Source organism: Rhizobium sp. O111, from assembly GCF_055616315.1.
Genome location: NZ_JBSHXL010000001.1, coordinates 3796119 through 3817341 on the forward strand (window position 1 = coordinate 3796119; position 21223 = coordinate 3817341).

Genomic DNA, 21223 nt, shown 5'->3' on the forward strand with positions numbered 1-21223 from the left:
CGGCCATGTCTAGCGAAAGCGAAAAACAGCTCCCCGCAGTAACCGCAAGCACACCCGTAAACTAGTTTTATGTATTTTATGCACGTCCAGGTATATTTCATCTTCTTTATTTACAAAAATAGCCTAAAAATCAGCCAAAAAGCTGGTTGAAATTTGCAACTCTCGGGTTGAGATATTTAAAAACCTCGGCATAGTGTTCAGATAAATTTAATGAAATGAACGGGAACTATCAAAGTGCCAGATCCGGTGGATATTATTGTCGGCCAGAACGTCAGGACGTTGCGCGCCAAGCGACGCATCTCCCAGCTGGAACTTGGAGAGGCGCTCGGGCTGACGTTTCAGCAGATCCAGAAATACGAGAAGGGTACCAACCGCGTTTCGGCGAGCAAGCTGCACCAGATCGCGGTTTTTCTCGGCGTCGATATCTCGGCGCTGTTCGAGGGTGCGGATACGACGTCGCGGCCGGGCCTCAGTGCCGAGGCCTACGAGCTTGCCGTGACCTACGACAAGCTGCGCTCGACCGCTGGCAAGGAAGCCGTCATGACCATCGTGACGCTGATGTCGGGTGAAGACGTCTACGCCTGAGATTTGGGCGTGACGTGACCGGCCGGGTGTAGCGGTTAGTGAAAATCGCAGTCGTGCAAAGCGACCAGCAGCTGATCCTGCGTCTGATGACCGGCATGATAGAGATCGATCGCGATATTGGCGATCGACAGGCCCTGCTGGCTCAGGAGCTTGATATTGCGCTCCGCGCACCAGGTGTACAGCGCGCCCGCGAGTACATCGACATCATCAGCATGCAAGGACAAAGCGGCTACCGTCATGGAAGTTGCTCTCGGTGTGTGAGTGTGTGTGTATTCCCCTTCGAGCATATTGAATATATTCGCGATCGCTGCAAAGCGGCTTTCATTGCTTGCGTTAACGCGAATATTGCGGCTGCCACACCCTGTCCCGGAATGAAGCGCCTGCGCGGTTGCACTCTACCTGCACGTTATTCGGATGCGACCCGGAACCCGTCCTGATGGAAGGTGCAGGCAGCGATGGCGTCGAGCATCGCCTGGAAACGCGGGTGGCCGCGCACCGCATCGAGGTCGGAATCATTGCTGAACCAGAGGATCTGGTAGCAGGATGATTGCGGCAAGAGCGCCTCGAGGATGTCGAGCGCCTGGTCGCATTCGCCAATCAGCGCGTGGACGCAGGCGACGTTGTACTGCGCGACGATATCATCGGGATCGAGCAGCTGGGCGCGCTTGACCCATTCGCGCGCCTCGTCGAAGCGGCCCATATGGGCGAGCGCCAGCGCGCCGCGATGGGCGGGGCCGGCGTTTTCGGGATGCAGCTCCAGCGCCCGCTCGGCGCGCTCCAGCCCGACGCTCGCCCAGTGCTCGCTCTCGCGCGACAGCCCCAGCGATCGGCAGGCGCTCGTCAGATGGATCGGCGAGAGATAATCGTCCGGCCGGATTTCGCTGGCGCGGGTGAAGAAGGTGATGGCGCCCTCGAACTTGCCCTGCATGAACAGGAAGCGGCCGTAGTGAAAGTTCGCCTCATAGAGATCGGGCTCCAGCGCCAGCGCCTTTTCGAACTCCACCAGCGCCTCACCGTCGCGGCCGTCCTGATGCAGCGCCAAGCCGCGCGAGGCGTGGGCCTCGGCGAGATTGGGATCGAGCGCCAGCGCCTTGGCGGTGAGCTCCAGAATGCCCTTCAGCGTGTATTCGCCTGCGTGCCAGTCGCGCAGCGTCGATTCGCAATCGGCGATGCCGGCATAGGCCTGGGCGTAATTCGGGTCGAGCGCCACCGCCGTCGCAAACATGCGGCGCGCCATCAGCAGGTAATGCCGGGTCCAGGAGTGCGAGAACTGCCGGCCGCGCAGATAATAGGTGTAAGCCTCGACGTTCGTCGTCGGCGCGGCGGCGATCGCTTCCTGCTCTTCCGGCAGCAGCTTGATCTTCAACTGGTCGACGATCGCGTGGGTGATCTCATCCTGCACGGCGAAGATATCGGTCAGGTCGCGGTCGAAACGATCGGCCCAGAGATGGGCGCCGTTGCGCGCGTCGATCAGCTGGCCGGTGATGCGCACCCGCTGGCCGGCCTTGCGCACGCTGCCCTGCAGCACGAAGTGGACGCCGAGCTCGGCTGCCGCCTGCTTCACCTGCACCGACTTGCCCTTGTAGGTGAAGGCGGTGTTGCGAGCGACGACGTAGAGATTGGAGATCTTCGACAGATCCGTGATGATGTCCTCGGTGATGCCGTCGGAGAAATACTCCTGCTCGGGGTCGCCGCTCATGTTGGAGAAGGGCAGCACCGCGACCAGCGGCTTCTGCTTCTCCTTGGCGGCTGCCAGTGCCGCCGCATTGACCTTCAGCGGCAGAGCGCGCTTTGCCGAGATCGCGTAGACCTGCACCGGCTGTTCGATGTTCTTCAGCGTGAACAGGCCGAGATCCTGGAATGACAGATCGAGCCGGCTGCCGACGTGATCGCGGGCCGACGCCGAGATCGCCACGCCGCCGGGCGCGCAGATCGCCTCAAGCCTGGCGGCGACATTGACGCCATCGCCGAAGATATCGTTGTCCTCGACGATGACGTCGCCGAGATGGATGCCCATGCGGAATTCAATGCGCCGCTCTTCAGGGAGCGCCGTGTTGCGCGCCGCCATCGCCTGCTGGACGTCGTTGGCGCAGGAGACCGCGTTGACGATGCTGGAGAACTCCACGAGCATGCCATCGCCGGTGTGCTTGACCACACGGCCACGAGCATTGGCGATCCTGGGATCGATGACCTCGCCGCGGCAGAGCTTGACCGCATCCAAGGTCCCCCGCTCATCGGCACCCATCATTCGGCTGTAGCCGACAATATCCACTGCGAGAATAGCTGCGAGACGGCGTTCCAAATCAACCTCGGGACAGGCTACCAAAGGGAATGCAAGTCTAGAACCTTTTCGAGGCCCAATACAGAATGAATGTAACATATCTAATAAAGGGACTGGCAATAGAATTGTCGAGTCTCTTCGTCCGCAAAATATATGTTTATCCCTATGCAAAAATAGAAAAGCCCGGTTGCGAACAACCGGGCCCCTGAATTTTTACTGAGTGTCTTAGATCAGCCCTCGAAGAATTCCTTCATGCGGGCGAAGAAGCCCGTCGATTCCGGATTGTTCTCCTTCGACGACAGCTCCTCGAATTCCTGCAGCAGTTCGCGCTGGCGCTTGGAGAGCTTCTGAGGGGTCTCGATCTGGATCTGGATGTAGAGATCGCCGGTCTGGCTGGAGCGCAGCACCGGCATGCCCTTGCCCTTCAGGCGGAACTGCTTGCCGGCCTGGGTTCCCTCGGGAACGGTGACGCGCGACTTGGTGCCGTCGAGCGTGGCCACATCGAAGGTGCCGCCAAGGGCAGCCGTCGTCATCGAGATCGGGATGGCGCAGTAGAGATCGGCTCCGTCGCGCTGGTAGAACTCGTGCGGCTTGACCGACAGGAAGATATAGAGATCGCCCGCCGGGCCACCGCGCATGCCGGCCTCGCCCTCGCCCTGCAGGCGGATGCGGGTGCCGTCCTCGATGCCGGCCGGGATGTTGACCGAGAGCGAACGCTCTTCCGTGACGCGGCCCTGGCCGTGGCACTTGGTGCAGGGATCGGGAATGATCTGGCCGCGGCCATGGCAGGTCGGGCAGGTGCGCTCGACGGAGAAGAAGCCCTGTGCGGCGCGCACGCGGCCGGAGCCCTGGCAGGTGCCGCAGGTCTTCGGCTGGGTGCCGGGCTTGGCGCCGGAGCCCGAACAGACGTCGCAGGTGATCGAGGTCGGAACCCGGATCTGCGCCGTCTTGCCGGAGAAGGATTCCTCCAGCGAAATTTCCATGTTGTAGCGAAGATCGGCGCCACGTTCGCGACCGCCGGACGAGCGCTGCCTTGCGCGGCCGCCGCCCATCATCTCGCCGAAAATATCCTCGAAGATATCGGAGAAGCCGCCGCCAGCGAAACCGCCGCCACCGCCGCCCATGCCGCCATGTTCGAAGGCTGCGTGACCGTAGCGGTCATAGGCCGCGCGCTTCTGCGGGTCCTTCAGCGTCTCGTAGGCTTCGTTGATTTCCTTGAACTTCTGCTCGGCGGTATGATCATCGGGATTCTTGTCCGGATGGTATTTCATCGCCAGCTTGCGGAAAGCGCTCTTCAGCTCTTTTTCGTCAGCCGTCTTGGCGACACCCAGCGTTTCGTAAAAATCGGCTTTTGCCATTAAGGATCAGACCCCGGAAATGGATTTCCGGCTGCCATGGTGAGCAGCCGGAATGTCAGTTTCAAACGTGACCGTTGCGAGCCGCTTACGCGGACTTCTTGCGGTCGTCGTCCTTGACTTCTTCGTAGTCGGCATCGACGACATTGTCATCGCCGGCTTCGGCGGAAGCGTCTTCCGCGCCACCTTCAGCCTGCTGCGCTTCGTAGATCGCCTGACCGAGCTTCATGGACACTTCCATGAGGGTCTGGGTCTTCGCCTTGATGTCCTCGGCGTCCGGCTCGGTTGCCTCGACGGAGGTCTTCAGAGCGGCAATCGCGTCGGAGATCGCGGTGCGATCGGCCTCGGTGACCTTGTCGCCGTAATCCTTCAGCGACTTCTCGCTGGAGTGGATCAGGCTTTCGGCCTGGTTCTTGGCTTCAACGCCTTCGCGACGCTTCTTGTCGGCTTCAGCATTGGCTTCGGCGTCCTTGACCATCTTTTCGATGTCGGCGTCGGAGAGACCACCGGAGGCCTGGATGCGGATCTGCTGTTCCTTGCCGGTGCCCTTGTCCTTGGCCGAAACCTGCACGATGCCGTTGGCGTCGATATCGAAGGTGACTTCGATCTGCGGAACGCCACGCGGTGCCGGCGGCAGGCCAACGAGGTCGAACTGGCCGAGCAGCTTGTTGTCCTGGGCCATTTCGCGCTCGCCCTGCGAAACGCGGATGGTGACGGCGGACTGGTTGTCGTCGGCGGTCGAGAAGGTCTGGCTCTTCTTCGTCGGGATCGTGGTGTTACGCTCGATCAGACGGGTGAAGACGCCACCCAGCGTTTCGATGCCGAGAGACAGCGGGGTTACGTCGAGGAGCAGAACGTCCTTGACGTCGCCCTGGAGAACGCCGGCCTGGATGGCGGCGCCGAGAGCGACGACTTCATCCGGGTTGACGCCCTTGTGCGGCTCCTTGCCGAACAGCTGCTTGACGACTTCCTGCACCTTCGGCATGCGGCTCATGCCACCGACCAGAACGACTTCGTCGATCTCGGCTGGCGTTACGCCGGCATCCTTGAGGGCTGCCTTGCACGGCGCGATGGTGCGCTGGACGAGATCGTCAACCAGGCTTTCGAGCTTGGCACGGGTCAGCTTCAGCGTCAGGTGCTTCGGACCGGTTGCATCGGCCGTGATGAACGGCAGGTTGATTTCGGTCTGCTGCGACGAAGACAGTTCGATCTTGGCCTTTTCAGCAGCTTCCTTGAGGCGCTGCAGAGCAAGCTTGTCGCCCTTCAGGTCGATGCCGTTGTCCTTCTTGAACTCGGCAACGAGGTATTCGACGAGACGCATGTCGAAGTCTTCACCGCCGAGGAAGGTATCGCCGTTGGTGGACTTCACTTCGAAGACGCCGTCGCCGATTTCGAGGATCGAGATATCGAAGGTACCGCCACCCAAGTCGTAAACGGCGATGGTCTTGCCGTCCTTCTTGTCGAGACCGTAGGCAAGCGCTGCCGCCGTCGGCTCGTTGATGATGCGCAGAACTTCGAGACCAGCGATACGGCCGGCATCCTTGGTTGCCTGGCGCTGTGCGTCGTTGAAGTATGCGGGAACGGTGATGACGGCCTTTTCGACCTTTTCACCGAGGTAGGATTCAGCGGTTTCCTTCATCTTCTGAAGGATCATCGCGGAGATCTGGGCAGGCGAATAGCCGGTGCCGCGGGCCTTGACCCATGCGTCGCCATTGTCGCCCTTGGTGATCTCGAAGGGAACGAGGCCCTTGTCCTTTTCAACCGTCGGATCGTCGTAGCGGCGGCCGATGAGGCGCTTCACTGCGAACAGCGTGTCCGTTGGGTTGGTGACTGCCTGGCGCTTGGCCGGCTGACCGACGAGGCGCTCGCCATCTTCGGAAAATGCAACGATCGAAGGCGTGGTGCGCGCACCTTCGGCGTTCTCGATGACCTTTGCGTCCTTGCCGTCCATGACAGCGACGCAGGAATTTGTCGTTCCAAGGTCGATACCAATTACTTTTGCCATGTCATTTACTCCTTGAAGCAAGCTGTCTGAACCCCGGGAAGGCATTTCGATGACAGCCCCTTACGGGATGGGTCTCTACGTTTGACGCAATCGTGATTGCGGTGATGCGGCGTATATAAGGACGGGTTTTCGCGACTGCAAGGCGGGAAATGTCCTGAAAACCAGCAAAAGAAGCCAACAGCAATTAATTTTCGCCGCGCGCCCGAAGGCACGTTTTTTGTTGCGCGGCAAAGTGTTTACTCACCCATGATCAGGTCGAGAAGCGTGGTGCGGCGCGGCTGGTACGGCTGGTGCTGCGGACCACCCCCGACATCGCCCGGCGGCAGCGCATTTCCATAGCCATAACCCTCGTCCTGAGTGACATCGGCGGGCGGTACGGGACCACCATAAACCGGAGGCTGCTGCTGGCCACCGCGGCGCACCGGCGCCTGCGGATACTGGCTCCGCTGGTCGTTGCCACCGCCACCGAAGACGCCCGAAATGATGCTGCCGATGGTGCCCTGATCCTCGACGGGTGGCTGCATGCCCCCGGTCGAGCCGGTCATGTTGCCATTCATGTCGTTTGGCATGCCGCCCTGCATGTTTGGATCGTTCGACGCCATCGGCTGGCCGTTATCGATGGGAGCGGCCGGATTGACGAACTGGCCGTTGCCGAAGAGCGGCGCAGGCGACAGGCCCTTGTGGGCGGCGACCATGAATTCCTGCCAGGCCTTGGCCGGAAGACCACCACCGGTGACCTTCTTCATCGGCTTGCCGTCGTCGTTGCCGAACCAGACGCCCGTCGTGAGATTGCTGGTAAAGCCGACGAAGAGAGCATCGCGTGAATTCTGCGTCGTTCCGCTCTTGCCGGCGACCTGCCAGCCGGGGATCTTCGCGGCCTTGCCCGTTCCCTGCTCGACGACGCCGATCATCATCGCGTTCATGTTGGCGGCGACCGCCTCGGAGAGAACGCGCGGCGGGTTGTCATAGGTGTTTTCGTAGAGAACCTTGCTGCCATCGGCCGTCGTCACGCGGCGAATGACATGCGGCGTCGCCTTGTAGCCGCCGTTCATGAAGGCGGCGTAGGCGCCGGTGAGTTCCGTCAGCGACACTTCCGAGGTGCCGAGCGCGATCGAGGCGTTGGACTGCAGCTCGCTCTCGATACCCAGGCGGTGGGCGAGCTTGATGACCTGATCGGGGCCGTCATACATGACCAGCTGGGCGGCGACCGTGTTCAGCGATTTCGCAAGCGCTGTCGCCAGTGTCACCTCGCCATTGTACTTCTTCTCGTAATTCTCCGGCGTCCAGTCGCCGATGCGGATGGGCGCGTCGTTGAAGACCGAGAACGGCGTCAGGCCTTTTTCGAGCGCCGCCGCATAGACGAAAGGCTTGAAGGAGGAGCCCGGCTGGCGCTTGGCCTTGACCGCGCGGTTGAACTGGCTGTCGGCATAATCGCGGCCGCCGACAAGCGCGCGGATCGCGCCGGTGCCGTCGATCGAGACGAGCGCTGCCTGCGAGGCATCGAGCTTGGCACCGTCCTTGCCGAGTACATCGTTGAGCGATTGTTCTGCGCGCTTTTCCAGCGTCTTGTCGATGGTGGTATCGACGACGATGTCTTCCTTGACGTCGCCGATCAGCGCGGGAAGCTCATCCATGACCATGTCGGCTACATAATGACCGGCGCCATCCCAATAGCGCTTGGCCTTGGCGGGTGTCTGCGACATCGCGGTCTTGACCTCGTCGTCGGAGATCATGCCCTGGTCGCGCATGGCCTGCAGCACCACCTGGGCGCGGTCGTTGGCGGCCTGCGGATCACGCGCCGGCGACAGGCGCGACGGCGCCTTGACGAGACCGGCAAGGAGGGCAGCCTCGCCGAGGTTCACATCGCGCGCCGACTTGTTGAAATAGCGCCGCGAGGCAGCCTCGACGCCATAGGCGTTGGAGCCGAAGAAGACGCGGTTGAGATACATCGCAAGGATCTGGTCCTTGGTATATTTCTGCTCGAGCCAGAAGGAGAGCAGCACTTCCTGGACTTTACGCTCTAAAGTGCGGTCAGGCGAGAGGAAGAGGTTCTTGGCGAGCTGCTGCGTCAGCGTCGAGCCGCCCTGCACCATGTGGCCCGAGGTCAGGTTGGTGACGAAGGCGCGGGCGAGGCCGAGCGGATCGACGCCATAATGCGAATAGAAGCGCCGGTCCTCGATGGCGACGATCGCTTCGGGGATATAAGGCGACATGTCTTCCAGCGCCAAGGCTTCGCCGCCGGTGGCGCCGCGATTGGCGATCACGCTGCCATCGACCGAGGTGATCTTGACGTTGGGCGGGCGGGCGGGAATCTCCCAGCTGCTGGCGCTCGGCATGCGCGAGCCGTAATAGACGACCAGGCCGGTGACCCCGATGCCGGCCCATATGCCGAGCACGATGCACCAATAGACCATGCGGCGGATGAGGCCGAAGAAGCCGAGGCTCTCGCGCTCCGGCCGCCGGCGCTTGCTGCCATTACCGCCACCGCTATTGCGGCGGCGCGTCGGCTCGCGGTAGCGCGGCTCGTCGTCGTAGTCATCCTCATAGCGGGCGGAATCGGGTTCGCGCCTTGCGGCCGGTTCGCGGCGCGTGGCGGACTTCTGCGCCGTGCGCTTGACGGGGCGTCCGCCGCCGGCGACCCGGTCATCGGCGCCGAGCGCGAAATCATCGCCATCGTCGCGGCGCTCGCGCCCGCTGAAGGATGGTTCGATTCTATCGCCTGATCTGCCCCTGCCTGCCATATACGCCCGCTGAACCTCGCTTCAATCGCAAACCGAGGTTTGCCCCAACCCGCAATCCACCGGCTTCAAGCCCGATGGTTGCGGCGGCCGCATCACGCTGGCCGCATCTTTACCCGGTTGAACTTTAAATGCGGCGATTTAAGGGGGAGTTAAGACCTCGTTAGCCAAAGGCAAAAGCTTTTAAGCACTAGGTTTTTCGGTTTCAGCCGGCTCTCACCGCCTGCCGCAATAATGCCTTTGTTGGTTCAGCTCCCGTTCACCAGAACGGCCCTCTAATCCACGTGCAAGGGACTTGCATAAGGAATGAGGTGCAGAGATGCGCAAGACAATTATCGCGATCGCGATCGCACTGACCGGGTTCACTGCCACGGTTGCCGAAGCCATGCCGATGGGCGCCGTTCAGAGCGGCGTAAACAACAATGTCGTCAAGGTCGACTATGCCTGCGGCCGCGGCTTCCACGTCACGCCCTGGGGCGATTGCCGCCCGAACTGGCGCCGCCCGCCGCCACCGCGCTACGAACGCCGCTACCAACGCGACTACGGCTGGGGCCACCGCCCGCCGCCACGCTATGGCTGGCGTTATGAACGCGGCCATCGCCCGCCGCCATGGGCACGCGACGGCTACGGCTATCGCTACTGAGCGATGGCACGATCGCACTGACCACTCGAAAGGCCCGCCCATCGCGGGCCTTTTTCATATGCGTGGGTCGCTGGCAAAGCAGGCGAGCTGCGCTGTTTTGTCATGGCTGTCATTCGTTGCCTTTGTCATAAATCTGACATATGTCGCGGCGATTGCGCCTCTTATTCGCGCATTCAGCGCATCAAACAGGCAGACAATGACCATCCATTCGGCAAAAGCAGACGATTTCAGCCCCAGAGAGATCTGGAGCGTGCATGATTTCGCGCGCCGTCATCGGCTGTCGAAGATGGAGGAGAGCCGCCTGAAGATGCTGCACGGCCCCTATGCTTCGATGCGCGACCTGATGGCATCCGGCAAAAATACAGCTTCCGGCTGGTGACGCGGAACCATTTCCGCTTTCGCCCATTTCTACCCAAGCGAGGCAGCATGCCTCGCGGCAGATCGGCCGTCTCCCCTCAACACGAGCCGATCGAATTCAGGCCCGGCGTCTCTCAGGAGCGTCGGGCTTTTCGTTGGGGAAGATCTGAAATCTACTTCAGCGCGCCGACCAGAACGTCACGGCCGTTCTCGATGGTGACCCAGCGGCCGGCATTGGCGCTCGACTGGCGCTTGATGAAGGAATAGGGGGTGTCGAACCACGGCTTCACGGTGGAGGCCAGGTTGTCGAGGACGAAATCGCCCTTGGTGGTGCGCAGCGTCAGGATCGCGTGACCCTCGCCGTCAGGCTTGCGCACGACGGTCATCAGCAGATTGGCGGCGGAGAAGCCGCGCTGGATCAGGATGCGACGCTTCAGAAGCGCATAGTCCTCGCAGTCGCCGGCGGTCGTCGGATAAGCCCAGACTTCTTCCTTGCCGTAGACTTCCATGTCGGTCATCGGGATGATCGTGGTGTTGACGCTTGAATTGACCGAGCGGACGAGCGCCCACTTGGCGTCGGTCATGTCCATGGCGGCAACGTTGCGATTAGCGCCGCATTCTTCGCGATGCGACTGGCAAAACTCGTAGTGGCCGATCGGCTGCGAGGTGGTGGCGCCGACGACCATCGAAAGAGTGTTGGTCGATGCCGGCGTAGCCGAGGTCGACATTGCAAACATGGCCATCATGGCCACCAGGAAACCCTTGATCCGCACGCCCACTGTCCCTTGCATCGCCCTTGATTTATTAACAAAAAGTTAACGGAGACGGCTGCTTGGAGTCAATCACTACTTCTGAGGAGGGGGTGAGAAGCGGTCAATATGGTTAAAATGCGTTAGGATTTGGCACAAGGTAGTGCGCCGCGCGCGCTCATCGCGCGCAGCGATTCATCGCCAAGTCATTGAAAATAATTAATATTTTCAGGTCGTTCGGCTGCGGCGTACCGTCGACGCCTCAGTGAACGAGCGATTTGACCGCCGCAAGCATGCGCTCGATGTCCTGTGGACGCGACAGGCGGTGGTCGCCATCACGAATAAATGTCAGCACAACGTCGTCGGCGGGAAGGTGCTCGATCAGCGTCATCGCATGCGTGTAGGGAACGTCGGGATCCTTCATGCCCTGGAGGATGTGAACCGGGCATCCGGTCTCGATCATCCCGGTCAGGACCCGATTGCTGCGGCCGTCCTCGATCAGCGCGCGGGTATAGATATTGGGCTCGGGGCTGTACTCCGAATGCTCCTCGAAGAAGCCGCGCTCGGCGAGCGATGTCTTCTCTTTCTCGGTGAGGTTCGGCTCGATCAAGGCTTCGGTGAAATCCGGCGCCGGCGCGATCAGCACCATTCCTTCCAGCTTTGGGCCTTCGAGTTTCGGCGCACCGGTTTTCGCGGCCAGTTCCTGCACCAGCCGAAGCGCGATCCAGCCGCCCATCGAGGATCCCACGACCACGATGCGCTCGGGCTTCAGATGAAGAAGGACGGCCATCGCCTCCTCGAGCCAGCGCGAAATCGTGCCGTCGCGGAATTCGCCGCCGGAGAGCCCGTGACCGGAATAATCGAGGCGGATGCAGGCAAGCCCGGTCTCGTCTGCCATGCGGTCGAGCTCGACGGCCTTGCTGCCGCTCATGTCCGACCGGTATCCTGACAGCCAGACCAGCGTCGGGCCTGTTTTGCCGCCGGCAGCCGGGCGGGCGATATAGGCGATCTCTCGCGCCGCCAGCCCCTCGCCGACGGTCAGAAATTGGTGCTGAGGGGCGATATTGGCGTCGGGCATGGCGAAACTCCTTTGTTTCGGCCTATAAAACAGATTCTTGACAGGCTGACAGCAGGTGATTTTTCCGCTAAAGCGTGCTAATGACTTCGTTGCAGCGATGGCGAAACACGGTCGTCTTCCTTATATAGAGGCGATCCGCTGCAGCAATCCGAAACAACGCGAGGAGAATACGACCATTCGCAGACCGTTTAAGAACGACGCGCCCGTAAAGGATGGGCCGCGCTCGAACAGGGAAATTCGCATTCCCAAAGTTCAGCTGATCGACGCTGAAGGACAGAATTTGGGCGTCGTGGCGACCGACCAGGCCCTGAGAATGGCTGAAGAAGCCGGACTCGACCTCGTTGAGATTTCCCCCAACGCCGAACCGCCTGTGTGCAAGATCCTCGATCTGGGTAAGCTGAAATACGCCAACCAGAAGAAGGCCGCCGAGGCGCGCAAGAAGCAGAAAATCGTCGAAGTCAAAGAAATCAAGATGCGTCCGAACATCGACACGCATGACTATGACGTGAAGATGAAGGCGATGGGCCGCTTCTTCGAAGAAGGCGACAAGGTCAAGGTGACCCTGAAGTTCCGCGGCCGCGAAATGGCCCACCAGGAACTCGGCATGAAGCTCCTGCAGCAGGTCAAGGCCGACACGCTGGAGTTCGCCAAGGTCGAAGCCGAGCCCAAGCTCGAAGGTCGCCAGATGATGATGGTGCTCGCGCCCAAATAAGGCGCGTCGCCACCGTTCGTATCAAAGCCGTCCGCGAGGGCGGCTTTTGTATTTCCGCCCTGGCACAAAGGGCGATCGGCGCCCGAGGAGCAGGGGCCGAAGCGGCCCTGGAAGATTCCTTCCTCGCCCCGTTGCACTTTCATGACACTGCGGTTATAAGCGCGCGTCCGAACTGACCGGCAGGGCATGCCGTGGCAGTTTCGAATGCTTGCGGCACGGTTCGTCACCGTGACCGCAGATCAACAACAAACGCTCCCGCACTTGTTGCGACGACCGGGCAACCGGGCATCGTAAGAAGGCTTCTTTTGAAGCGCGCCTCTTTGGCCAAGTGGGGGGATCAGAAACGGAGTAGCAAAATGCCCAAGATGAAGACGAAGTCCTCCGCCAAGAAGCGGTTCAAGATCACCGCGACCGGCAAGGTCAAGGCTGCCGCCGCTGGCAAGCGCCATGGCATGATCAAGCGTTCCAACAAGTTCATTCGCGATGCACGTGGCACCATGGTTCTGGCAGAACCGGATGGCCGCAAGGTCGTGAAGAATTACCTGCCGAACGGTCTCTAAGACTATTCCGCGAACGTATAGATTAAGGAGATCATGAAATGGCACGTGTAAAGAGAGGCGTTACCGCCCACGCCAAGCACAAGAAGGTTCTGAAGCAGGCCAAGGGCTTCTACGGCCGCCGCAAGAACACCATCCGCGCCGCCAAGGCTGCTGTCGATCGTTCGAAGCAGTACGCTTACCGCGACCGCAAGATCAACAAGCGTAACTTCCGCGCACTCTGGATCCAGCGTATCAACGCTGCTGTCCGCGAATTCGGCCTGACCTACGGCCGCTTCATCGACGGCCTGAACAAGGCTGGCATCGAAGTTGACCGTAAGGTTCTCTCCGACATGGCGATCCATGAGCCGGAAGCATTCGGTGCGCTCGTTGCTGCCTCCAAGAAGGCACTCGAGTACCTGAAGGACGCTGGCACGAAGAACGAGTTTGAAGCAGCCGTCAACTAAGCCGGCGCTATTCGAACCTTCGCTTCGATGATTTGAAACCCGCGCTGGCAAGGCTTGCGCGGGTTTCTTCGTTTTACCGGGATAGGGACGCCTGACGTGGCGAACGATCAAGATTTGGCAAACGATGTGATGCGTCCGACGATGGATCGCGACCTGCTTGCCGAAAGCGGGTTGGGCGAGGAGGACGTTCCCGTTCTGCTGGCGGCCCTTCTGCGCGGCTCCAAGCGCGTCGAGCGTGTCGCTCTGTCGGGTGGCGCCGTCTGGATCAAGCGCTACGGCACCGAGCGCGCCTCGCGCTGGATGGTGCTGCAGCGCATGCTCGCCAATCTCATCCGCGCGCCCTTCCTGCGCCCGTCGCCGCTTTTGGCCGACGAGGGCATGGCGGCGCGCGAAATCCGCCGCATCGCTCAGTTTTCCGCCCACGATGTTCCTACGGCCCGCGTCATCTATTCCTCGGGTGCCGCCGTCGTCTTCAGCGATGCGGGCGAGACCGTCGATCGCCAGCTCTATCATGTGCTGAACAACGATCCCGTCGCCCACGACAACATGCTCGTCCATTGCGCCGGCGAACTCGGACGGCTGCATGCAAAGGGGCTGTGCCACGGCCGGCCTTATCCGCGCGACATGTTTTTGAAGGACGGCCGCGTCGGCTTCATGGATTTCGAGGAAGAGCCCGACCGGGTGATGCCGCTGGAAGTCGCCCAGGCGCGCGATATCTGGCTGCTCTTCCTGCAGGTCGCGACCCGCGCCAAGCTCGGCGGCGAAACCCACGACCGGGCCTACAAGGCCTGGGCCGAGGTGGCGCCACCGGCGGCCGTTGCCGAACTGCGCAAGCTTACCGGCTTCCTCGGCGGCTTTTTGTCGGCTGCCCGGTTGATTGGCCGCGTACACATGGGTAGTGATCTGCGACGTTTCATCGTGGCGACCAGCTATCTGAAGCATGTTTCGTGAAGTGTCCCTCAAAGACTGGGCGCCCTGAAGGCAGGAAAAGATGACCGAACTCGCAACCCTGGAAAAGCAACTCCTGTCCGATGTCGCGGCCGCCGCCGATGAACCGGCGATCGAAGCCGTGCGTGTCGCGGCCCTCGGCAAGAAGGGGTCGGTCTCCGAACTCCTGAAGACGCTGGGCTCGATGACCCCTGAAGAGCGCCAGACCCGCGGCGCGCAGATCAACGCGCTGAAGACTGTCGTGACCGACGCGATCAACGCCCGCAAGGCCGACCTCAAGAAGGCGGCGATCGACGCGCGGCTGAAGGCCGAGACGGTCGACGTCTCGCTCCCCGTTCGCTCCTCGCCCGCCGAGCGCGGCCGCATCCACCCGATCAGCCAGATCGTCGACGAGATCACCGCGATCTTCGCCGATATGGGCTTCTCGATCGCCGAAGGTCCCGATGTCGAGACCGACTATTATAACTTCACGGCGCTGAACTTCCCCGAGGGCCATCCGGCCCGCGAGATGCACGACACCTTCTTCTTCAATCCGGATGAGAACGGCGAACGTAAGGTGCTGCGCACGCACACCTCGCCGGTGCAGGTGCGCACCATGGAAGCGCAGAAGCCGCCGATCCGCATCATCATCCCCGGCAAGACCTATCGCCAGGACTCGGACGCCACGCATTCGCCGATGTTCCACCAGGTCGAAGGCCTCGTCGTCGACAAGAAGGCCAATGTCGCCAACATCCGCTGGGTGCTGGAAGAGTTCTGCAAGACCTTTTTCGAGGTCGACAGCGTCACCATGCGCTTCCGCCCGTCCTTCTTCCCCTTCACGGAACCGTCCTTCGAGGTCGACATCCAGTGCGACCGCTCTGGCCCGATCGTCAAGTTCGGCGAAGGCACCGACTGGATGGAGATCCTGGGCTGCGGCATGGTGCACCCGAACGTGCTGCGCGCCGGCGGTCTCGATCCCGACGAGTACCAGGGCTTTGCCTGGGGCATGGGCCTCGACCGCATTGCCATGCTGAAATACGGCATGCCCGACCTGCGCGACTTCTTCAACGCCGACGTCCGCTGGATGACCCACTACGGCTTCCGCCCACTCGACATGCCGACGCTGTTCGGCGGGTTGAGCGCGTAAGGGAGGATAAAGATCATGAAATTCACGCTTTCCTGGCTCAAGGATCATCTTGAGACCGACGCCACACTGGACGAAATCTGCAAGCGCCTGACCGAGATCGGCCTTGAGGTCGAGGATGTCGACGACAAGGCGGCCTACAAGCCCTTCGTCATCGCGCGCGTGCTTTCGGCTGAAAAGCATCCGGAAGCCGATCGCCTGAAGGTGCTGTCGGTCGATGCCGGCCCTGACGTCAACGGCGGCAAGCCGCTGCAGATCGTCTGCGGTGCGCCGAATGCGCGCGCCGGTCTGGTCGGCGCGCTGGCGCGGCCGGGCGATTATGTGCCGGGTATCGATGTCACGCTCGGCGTCGGCAAGATTCGTGGCGTCGAAAGCCACGGCATGATGTGCTCCGAAAAGGAGCTCAACATGTCCGACAGCCACGACGGCATCATCGACCTCCCTGAAGACGCGCCAGTCGGCACCTCTTTCGCCGCCTACGCCCATCTCGACGATCCCATGATCGAGATCAACCTGACGCCGAACCGTCCGGACTGCACCTCGATCTACGGCATCGCCCGCGATCTGGCCGCTTCCGGCCTTGGCACGCTGAAGACGCGCGCCGCGCCGTCGTTTGCCGTCGAAGGCGAAACGCCGGTGAAGCTGACGCTCGATCTCGACGACGACAAGCTCTGCCCGGGCTTCGGCCTGCGCCTGGTGCGCGGCGTCAAGAACGGCCCGAGCCCCAAGTGGGTGCAGCAGCGCCTGACGGCGATCGGCCTGCGTCCGATCAACGCGCTCGTCGACATCACCAACTACATGACCTTCGACCAGGGTCGCCCGATGCACGTCTTCGACGCCACCAAGGTGAAGGGCAACCTCACCGTTCGCCGCGCCAGGGACGGCGAGACGGTGCTGGCGCTCGACCAGCGCGAATACAAGCTCGGCCCGAACAATGTCGTCATCGCTGATGAAAACGGCATCGAGTCGATCGGCGGCATCATGGGCGGCGAGCACTCCGGCTGCGATGAAAACACCACCGACGTGCTGATCGAATCGGCGCTCTGGGACCCGATGAACATCGCCAAGTCCGGCCGTGGCCTCGGCATCATCACCGATGCGCGCTACCGCTTCGAGCGCGGCGTCGATCCCGAATACATGGTTCCCGGCCTTGAGCGCACCACCGAGCTGGTGCTCGAATTCTGCGGCGGCACGGCGGCCAAGGCCGAGATCGTGGGCTACAAGGGCTACGAGCCCAAGGTCGTCGACTTCCCCTTTTCGGAAGTGAAGCGCCTGACGGGCCTCGAGGTCTCCACTGAGGAGAGCGTTGAGATCCTGACACGCCTCGGCTTCAAGGTCACCGGTTCCGGCGAGCGCGTTTCCGTCGCCGTTCCCTCCTGGCGTCCCGATGTCGATGGCAAGGCCGATCTCGTTGAAGAGGTCATGCGCATCCACGGCGTCGACAACATCAAGCCTGCGCCGCTGGAAAGCCACACCGAAGTCAACGGCCGCATCCTGACGACGCTGCAGATCCGCACCCGCACCGCCAAGCGCGCGCTTGCCTCGCGCGGCATGCTGGAAGCGGTCACATGGTCCTTCATTTCGGAAGATCAGGCGAAGCTCTTCGGCGGTGGTTCGCCGGCTCTGAAGCTCGCCAACCCGATCGCAGCCGAAATGTCCGACATGCGCCCCTCGCTGCTGCCGGGTCTGCTCACGGCTGCCCAGCGCAATGCCGACAAGGGCTATGGCGACGTCGCGATCTTCGAGGTGTCCGGCACCTATGAGAACGACAAGCCGGAAGGCCAGCGCCGCGTTGCCGGCGGCATCCGTCGCGGCACTGCCTCGATGGCCGGCTCCGGCCGCATGTGGTCGAACACGGCAAAGGGCGGCGGCAAGCCGGTCGACGTCTTCGACGCCAAGGCCGATGCGCTCGCCGTGATCGAAGCCTGCGGCCTGCCGATGACCAACATCCAGGTCGAGCAGGGCGGTCCGGAATGGTATCACCCCGGCCGCTCCGGCACTATCAAGATGGGCCCGAAGGTCGTGCTCGGCTATTTCGGCGAGTTCCACCCCTCGACGCTTGAGGCGCTCGACGTCTCCGGCGCGCTTGCTGGCTTCGAAGTCTATCTCGACGCCATGCCTGAGCCGAAGAAGAAGGCGACCCGCACAAAGCCGGCGCTGGAGCTTTCGCAGTTCCAGGCCGTCAAGCGCGACTTCGCCTTCGTCGTCGACAAGGCGGTCGAGGCCGGCGCCATCATCAAGGCCGCGACCGGCGCCGACCGCAAGCTGGTCGCCGGTGTCAACGTCTTCGATATCTTCGAGGGCGCTTCGGTCGGCGAGGGCAAGAAGTCGGTTGCGATCGAGGTGCAGATCCAGCCGGTCGAGCGCACGCTGACCGACGAGGATTTCGAGGCCCTGACCCAGAAGATCGTCGCCAGCGTCACCAAGGTCACCGGCGGCGTCCTGCGGGGTTGATGAAATCGGCGGGTCGATCTGCCTCAGCAGTCGCCCCGAGCTCTCCCTCATCCTCGCCCTCGTGGCGGGGATCCAGCCGACGCGCGTCGGCGCGGCGGAGAGACTCTTTTTCTGACATGCATAAAAACGGTCATTCACGGCGCGGACGCGCCGTGGCTGGATTCTTGTCACATCGCACGGGCGAAGCCTGGGCAAAGGAATGAGGGAGGAGAATGGGCGATCGCGGAACGCGATAGCAAGCCTACGGGGAGGCCCACCACCACCTCATCAATCGTGCAGATAATAAACCTTATTCACGATCGTCCACCGCCCGTCGATCTTCAGCATCGAGAGATAATCGGTGAAACGCATGCCGGCGAAGTCGTCGCTGACCTTGACGCTCGCGGCGTCGCCGATCACGTCGAGCGTCTGGATGTCCATGTGCGGCTGCGTGCCTGGCGGGGCGGAGCCCTCGGCCACGATGGCGGCGATGAACTCGTCGCGGGTCGACCATTCGACCGCGCTCTCGTAATGCCCGATGACAGCGCATTTCGGATGAAACGCCTTGCGCAGCGCCGCCTCGTTGGCGAAGGTCATGCCTTCGACATAGAGATGCACGACTGCCTCTATCGCCTGCCGGTCCGTCATGGTCCGTACCTCGATCGTGTCGATGGTGAAGTATAGCGCGGAGCGGGCAACGCGCAAAGTCGTTGCTGGGTAGCACTTACTTTAATGCGTGGATGGGTAGAGCGTGGCCAGGGCGGTGCCGATCAGTTCCTCGGCATAGGCCTGCGCGGTCGATGAGGCGTTGTCGGACAGACCCATCTCGTCGCACTTGTTGCCGACGGCCTCGCGGATGAGGTGCAGGATACCCCGCCCCATCTTCCCGCCATCCTCGCCGGATGTGTCCAGAACCAGCGCCAGCGAGGTCATCGCCACCACTTCAAGCACGAGCATGCGTCCTCTTATGTCGGACAGGCCTGGATCGGCCGGCCCTTTGTCCTTGGCATCTGGCATGGGGTTCCCTTCCTCTCAACGGAAAGTTTACCTAGTGCTAATATGCGCGAGGAGAAGACCCAAAGTTGAACAAAACCAAATCTCTTTCCTGATCTGTGGTTGGGCCTCCCCGCTGATCTCGCAGGGCCGGCCCAACCGGTCAGAGGTTGTCCTCTCAGAGATTGGTCATCGCCAGTGATGCCTCGGAGTAGCGCTTGCCGGCAATCTCCTCGAGCGGCATGATTGCGCTAAGCTCGGCGAGCTCGCTAGCCGAGAGCGCGATATCGGCGGCGGCCGCGTTCTGCTCGAGATGGTTGACCTTGCGGGCGCCGGGGATCGGCACGATATCCTCGCCCTGATGCAGAACCCATGCGAGCGCCAGCTGCGCCGTGGTCACGCCCTTGTCTTTCGCCAGCGCCTCAAGCTTGGCCACAAGGGCGGCATTGGCATCGAAATTGTCGGCCTGGAAGCGCGGCAGCTGGCTGCGGAAGTCGTCGGCGCCGAGATCATCAGGCTTGCGGATCGCCCCCGTCAGGAAGCCGCGACCGAGCGGGCTGTAGGGCACGAAGCCGATCGAAAGCTCCCGGCAGGTGGCAAGCACGTCATGCTCCGGGTCGCGCGACCAGAGCGAATATTCGCTCTGCACGGCCGCGATCGGATATACCGCATGTGCCCGCCGGATCGTGGTGCTGCCGGCCTCGGACAGCCCGAGCGCCCGCACCTTGCCCTCGCGCACCAGCTCGGCCATGGCGCCGACGGTCTCCTCGATCGGAACGCTGGGATCGACGCGGTGCTGGTAATAGAGGTCGATGACATCGGTGCCGAGCCGCTTCAGCGATGCTTCCGCCACGCGCTTCACATTCTCCGGCCGGCTGTCGACGCCCGTCAGCGCCGCCGCACCGGATTTGGAAGGATCGAACTTGAAGCCGAACTTGGTGGCGATGACGACGCGGTCGCGCACCGGCTTCAAGGCGCGGCCGAGCAGCTGCTCGTTGGTGTAGGGGCCGTACATTTCGGCGGTGTCGAAGAAGGTGATGCCGAGATCGACGGCGCGGTGAAGCGTGCGGATCGATTCATTCTCGTCGCTGGCGCCATAGGCGAAACTCATGCCCATGCAGCCGAGGCCGACGGCGGAGACTTCAAGGTCTTGTCCGAGTGTGCGGGTTTTCATGTCTGGCTCCCTTCGAGCAAATAGTGAGGCCGCCGCTCGAGCGGCACGAGGCAAACCTAGCGCGCCGGGAGCTTTCAAGAAATACGTGCAATGCGGCACAGGCTGTTCTAACAAATAGATCAATGAACAGGACCCAGCTCGCCCAACTCGCCGTTCTCGCCACTGTCGCCGAGCACCGCAGCTTCCGCGCCGCCGCCAAGGAGCTGGAGATCGCGCCCTCGGCCGTCAGCCATGCCGTCTCCAGCCTCGAGGAGAGCCTGGGCATCCGGCTTCTGGCGCGCACGACGCGTAGCGTCGCGCCGACGGAGGAGGGGAGACTGCTCCTGCAGCGGCTGAAGCCGGCGCTGGACGAGATCGGCATCGCGCTCGAAGCCGTCAGCGAGGCGGGCGGCAGACCGGCCGGCACGCTGCGCGTCACCGCACCCCGCTTCGCCTCCGATATCCTGCTCGCGCCGCGCCTCGGCGAATTCCTCAACCGCTATCCCGATATCACGCTCGAAATCGCCAACGAGGATGGCTTCATCGACATCGTCCGCGAAGGCTTCGATGCCGGCATCCGGCTGGAAGAGAGCCTCGAGGCTGACATGATCGCGGTCCGCGCCTCGCCGAACCTCACGACCGTGATCGCCGCTTCGCCGGATTATTTCAAACGCCACGCCAAGCCGCTGCATCCCTCCGACCTCGTCAACCACCGCTGCATCAAGCGGCGCTTCACCAATGGTACGATCTACCGCTGGGAGTTCGAGAAGGATGGCCGCGAACTGGTGGTGCCCGTCGATGGCCCGCTGATCGTCAGCGAGGACAGGCTGGCGCTGATCGCGGCGCTGAACGGCGTCGGCCTCGCCTATCTCTTCGACCTGCGCGTCGAGGATGAGCTTGCAAGCGGCAAGCTGGTGCGGGTGCTGGAGGATTGGTGCGCGCCCTATCCCGGCCCGTTCATCTACTATCCAAGCCGCCGCCAGATGTGCCCGGCCTTGCGCGCCTTCATCGATTTCTTCCGCTACACGGGCTGAGGCGGGAGCGGCCGATCATGGCGCTCCCGCATG

Annotated in this window: 20 protein-coding genes; 10 read left to right on the top strand and 10 right to left on the bottom strand. The window is 62.1% G+C overall.

Annotation, left to right across the window (positions count from 1 at the left end; translation table 11 throughout):
* Nucleotides 1-234 precede the first annotated feature (234 nt).
* A complete protein-coding gene (locus ACVTFQ_RS18920) occupies nt 235-585 on the top strand; it encodes a helix-turn-helix domain-containing protein (RefSeq protein ID WP_026283144.1) in 351 nt (116 codons plus the stop codon).
* A gap of 35 nt (nt 586-620) precedes the next feature.
* Here ACVTFQ_RS18920 and ACVTFQ_RS18925 read toward each other — a convergent pair whose 3' ends face one another.
* The 5 genes from ACVTFQ_RS18925 to ACVTFQ_RS18945 form a co-directional block, all read right to left on the bottom strand.
* Nucleotides 621-824, bottom strand: a complete 204-nt coding sequence (locus tag ACVTFQ_RS18925; protein WP_018899268.1) for a hypothetical protein — start codon at nt 822-824, stop codon at nt 621-623.
* A 167-nt stretch (nt 825-991) separates the two neighbouring features.
* On the bottom strand, nt 992-2887 hold the full coding sequence (locus tag ACVTFQ_RS18930) for a TPR end-of-group domain-containing protein (protein ID WP_111563159.1): 1896 nt from the start codon (nt 2885-2887) through the stop codon (nt 992-994).
* A gap of 209 nt (nt 2888-3096) precedes the next feature.
* A complete protein-coding gene (gene dnaJ / locus ACVTFQ_RS18935) occupies nt 3097-4224 on the bottom strand; it encodes a molecular chaperone DnaJ (RefSeq protein WP_018899266.1) in 1128 nt (375 codons plus the stop codon).
* An 85-nt stretch (nt 4225-4309) separates the two neighbouring features.
* Nucleotides 4310-6226 carry a molecular chaperone DnaK gene (gene dnaK / locus ACVTFQ_RS18940; protein ID WP_018899265.1) on the bottom strand — a complete coding sequence of 639 codons (1917 nt, stop codon included), beginning with the start codon at nt 6224-6226 and terminating at the stop codon, nt 4310-4312.
* Nucleotides 6227-6462: 236 nt separating this feature from the next.
* The gene (locus ACVTFQ_RS18945) at nt 6463-8967 is read right to left on the bottom strand and encodes a PBP1A family penicillin-binding protein (RefSeq protein ID WP_111563161.1); all 2505 of its coding nucleotides are present in this window, start codon (nt 8965-8967) and stop codon (nt 6463-6465) included.
* Between the two features lie 316 nt (nt 8968-9283).
* On the opposite strand from ACVTFQ_RS18945, the gene ACVTFQ_RS18950 reads away from it, so the two are divergent.
* Both ACVTFQ_RS18950 and ACVTFQ_RS18955 read left to right on the top strand, forming a co-directional pair.
* Complete coding sequence (locus tag ACVTFQ_RS18950; RefSeq protein WP_111563162.1) at nt 9284-9607, top strand: GCG_CRPN prefix-to-repeats domain-containing protein; 324 nt, start codon at nt 9284-9286, stop codon at nt 9605-9607.
* Complete coding sequence (locus ACVTFQ_RS18955) at nt 9549-9986, top strand: hypothetical protein (protein WP_409527881.1); 438 nt, start codon at nt 9549-9551, stop codon at nt 9984-9986. The genes ACVTFQ_RS18950 and ACVTFQ_RS18955 overlap by 59 nt, the downstream gene beginning before the upstream one ends.
* Before the next feature lie 151 nt (nt 9987-10137).
* On the opposite strand, the gene ACVTFQ_RS18960 is transcribed toward ACVTFQ_RS18955, so the two are convergent.
* The gene (locus ACVTFQ_RS18960) at nt 10138-10737 is read right to left on the bottom strand and encodes a transglutaminase-like cysteine peptidase (RefSeq protein WP_111563262.1); all 600 of its coding nucleotides are present in this window, start codon (nt 10735-10737) and stop codon (nt 10138-10140) included.
* Nucleotides 10738-10975: 238 nt separating this feature from the next.
* On the bottom strand, nt 10976-11791 hold the full coding sequence (locus ACVTFQ_RS18965) for an alpha/beta hydrolase (RefSeq protein WP_111563163.1): 816 nt from the start codon (nt 11789-11791) through the stop codon (nt 10976-10978).
* A gap of 175 nt (nt 11792-11966) precedes the next feature.
* Here ACVTFQ_RS18965 and infC point away from each other — a divergent pair, with 175 nt between their 5' ends.
* From infC to pheT, 6 genes are all read left to right on the top strand, one after another.
* Nucleotides 11967-12503, top strand: coding sequence for a translation initiation factor IF-3 (gene infC, locus ACVTFQ_RS18970; RefSeq protein ID WP_037111403.1), 537 nt, complete (start codon nt 11967-11969; stop codon nt 12501-12503).
* Nucleotides 12504-12859: 356 nt separating this feature from the next.
* Nucleotides 12860-13063 carry a 50S ribosomal protein L35 gene (rpmI, locus tag ACVTFQ_RS18975; protein WP_007813308.1) on the top strand — a complete coding sequence of 68 codons (204 nt, stop codon included), beginning with the start codon at nt 12860-12862 and terminating at the stop codon, nt 13061-13063.
* A gap of 38 nt (nt 13064-13101) precedes the next feature.
* Nucleotides 13102-13506 carry a 50S ribosomal protein L20 gene (rplT, locus tag ACVTFQ_RS18980; RefSeq protein WP_018899276.1) on the top strand — a complete coding sequence of 135 codons (405 nt, stop codon included), beginning with the start codon at nt 13102-13104 and terminating at the stop codon, nt 13504-13506.
* A gap of 96 nt (nt 13507-13602) precedes the next feature.
* Nucleotides 13603-14457, top strand: a complete 855-nt coding sequence (locus ACVTFQ_RS18985; RefSeq protein ID WP_111563164.1) for a BUD32 family EKC/KEOPS complex subunit — start codon at nt 13603-13605, stop codon at nt 14455-14457.
* A 40-nt stretch (nt 14458-14497) separates the two neighbouring features.
* A complete protein-coding gene (gene pheS, locus ACVTFQ_RS18990) occupies nt 14498-15580 on the top strand; it encodes a phenylalanine--tRNA ligase subunit alpha (RefSeq protein WP_018899278.1) in 1083 nt (360 codons plus the stop codon).
* Nucleotides 15581-15595: 15 nt separating this feature from the next.
* Nucleotides 15596-18031 (top strand): phenylalanine--tRNA ligase subunit beta, encoded by a 2436-nt coding sequence (gene pheT / locus ACVTFQ_RS18995; RefSeq protein WP_112437404.1) that lies wholly within the window; start codon nt 15596-15598, stop codon nt 18029-18031.
* 267 nt (nt 18032-18298) lie between these two features.
* Here pheT and ACVTFQ_RS19000 read toward each other — a convergent pair whose 3' ends face one another.
* From ACVTFQ_RS19000 to ACVTFQ_RS19010, 3 genes are all read right to left on the bottom strand, one after another.
* The gene (locus tag ACVTFQ_RS19000) at nt 18299-18658 is read right to left on the bottom strand and encodes a nuclear transport factor 2 family protein (protein WP_111563263.1); all 360 of its coding nucleotides are present in this window, start codon (nt 18656-18658) and stop codon (nt 18299-18301) included.
* 81 nt (nt 18659-18739) lie between these two features.
* Nucleotides 18740-19027, bottom strand: coding sequence for a hypothetical protein (locus ACVTFQ_RS19005; protein ID WP_018899281.1), 288 nt, complete (start codon nt 19025-19027; stop codon nt 18740-18742).
* A 154-nt stretch (nt 19028-19181) separates the two neighbouring features.
* Nucleotides 19182-20177, bottom strand: coding sequence for an aldo/keto reductase (locus ACVTFQ_RS19010; RefSeq protein ID WP_111563166.1), 996 nt, complete (start codon nt 20175-20177; stop codon nt 19182-19184).
* A 122-nt stretch (nt 20178-20299) separates the two neighbouring features.
* On the opposite strand from ACVTFQ_RS19010, the gene ACVTFQ_RS19015 reads away from it, so the two are divergent.
* A complete protein-coding gene (locus tag ACVTFQ_RS19015) occupies nt 20300-21190 on the top strand; it encodes a LysR family transcriptional regulator (protein ID WP_111563167.1) in 891 nt (296 codons plus the stop codon).
* Nucleotides 21191-21223: the final 33 nt, after the last annotated feature.

Coding starts and splice junctions, on each gene's coding strand:
- pheS (WP_018899278.1), top strand. CDS start 14,498: ATGACCGAACTCGCAACCCTGGAAAAGCAACTCCTGTCCGATGTCGCG.
- ACVTFQ_RS18925 (WP_018899268.1), bottom strand. CDS start 824: ATGACGGTAGCCGCTTTGTCCTTGCATGCTGATGATGTCGATGTACTC.
- ACVTFQ_RS19010 (WP_111563166.1), bottom strand. CDS start 20,177: ATGAAAACCCGCACACTCGGACAAGACCTTGAAGTCTCCGCCGTCGGC.
- ACVTFQ_RS19000 (WP_111563263.1), bottom strand. CDS start 18,658: ATGACGGACCGGCAGGCGATAGAGGCAGTCGTGCATCTCTATGTCGAA.
- dnaJ (WP_018899266.1), bottom strand. CDS start 4,224: ATGGCAAAAGCCGATTTTTACGAAACGCTGGGTGTCGCCAAGACGGCT.
- ACVTFQ_RS18955 (WP_409527881.1), top strand. CDS start 9,549: ATGAACGCGGCCATCGCCCGCCGCCATGGGCACGCGACGGCTACGGCT.
- ACVTFQ_RS18965 (WP_111563163.1), bottom strand. CDS start 11,791: ATGCCCGACGCCAATATCGCCCCTCAGCACCAATTTCTGACCGTCGGC.
- rplT (WP_018899276.1), top strand. CDS start 13,102: ATGGCACGTGTAAAGAGAGGCGTTACCGCCCACGCCAAGCACAAGAAG.
- pheT (WP_112437404.1), top strand. CDS start 15,596: ATGAAATTCACGCTTTCCTGGCTCAAGGATCATCTTGAGACCGACGCC.
- ACVTFQ_RS18945 (WP_111563161.1), bottom strand. CDS start 8,967: ATGGCAGGCAGGGGCAGATCAGGCGATAGAATCGAACCATCCTTCAGC.
- dnaK (WP_018899265.1), bottom strand. CDS start 6,226: ATGGCAAAAGTAATTGGTATCGACCTTGGAACGACAAATTCCTGCGTC.
- rpmI (WP_007813308.1), top strand. CDS start 12,860: ATGCCCAAGATGAAGACGAAGTCCTCCGCCAAGAAGCGGTTCAAGATC.
- ACVTFQ_RS19005 (WP_018899281.1), bottom strand. CDS start 19,027: ATGCCAGATGCCAAGGACAAAGGGCCGGCCGATCCAGGCCTGTCCGAC.
- ACVTFQ_RS19015 (WP_111563167.1), top strand. CDS start 20,300: ATGAACAGGACCCAGCTCGCCCAACTCGCCGTTCTCGCCACTGTCGCC.
- ACVTFQ_RS18950 (WP_111563162.1), top strand. CDS start 9,284: ATGCGCAAGACAATTATCGCGATCGCGATCGCACTGACCGGGTTCACT.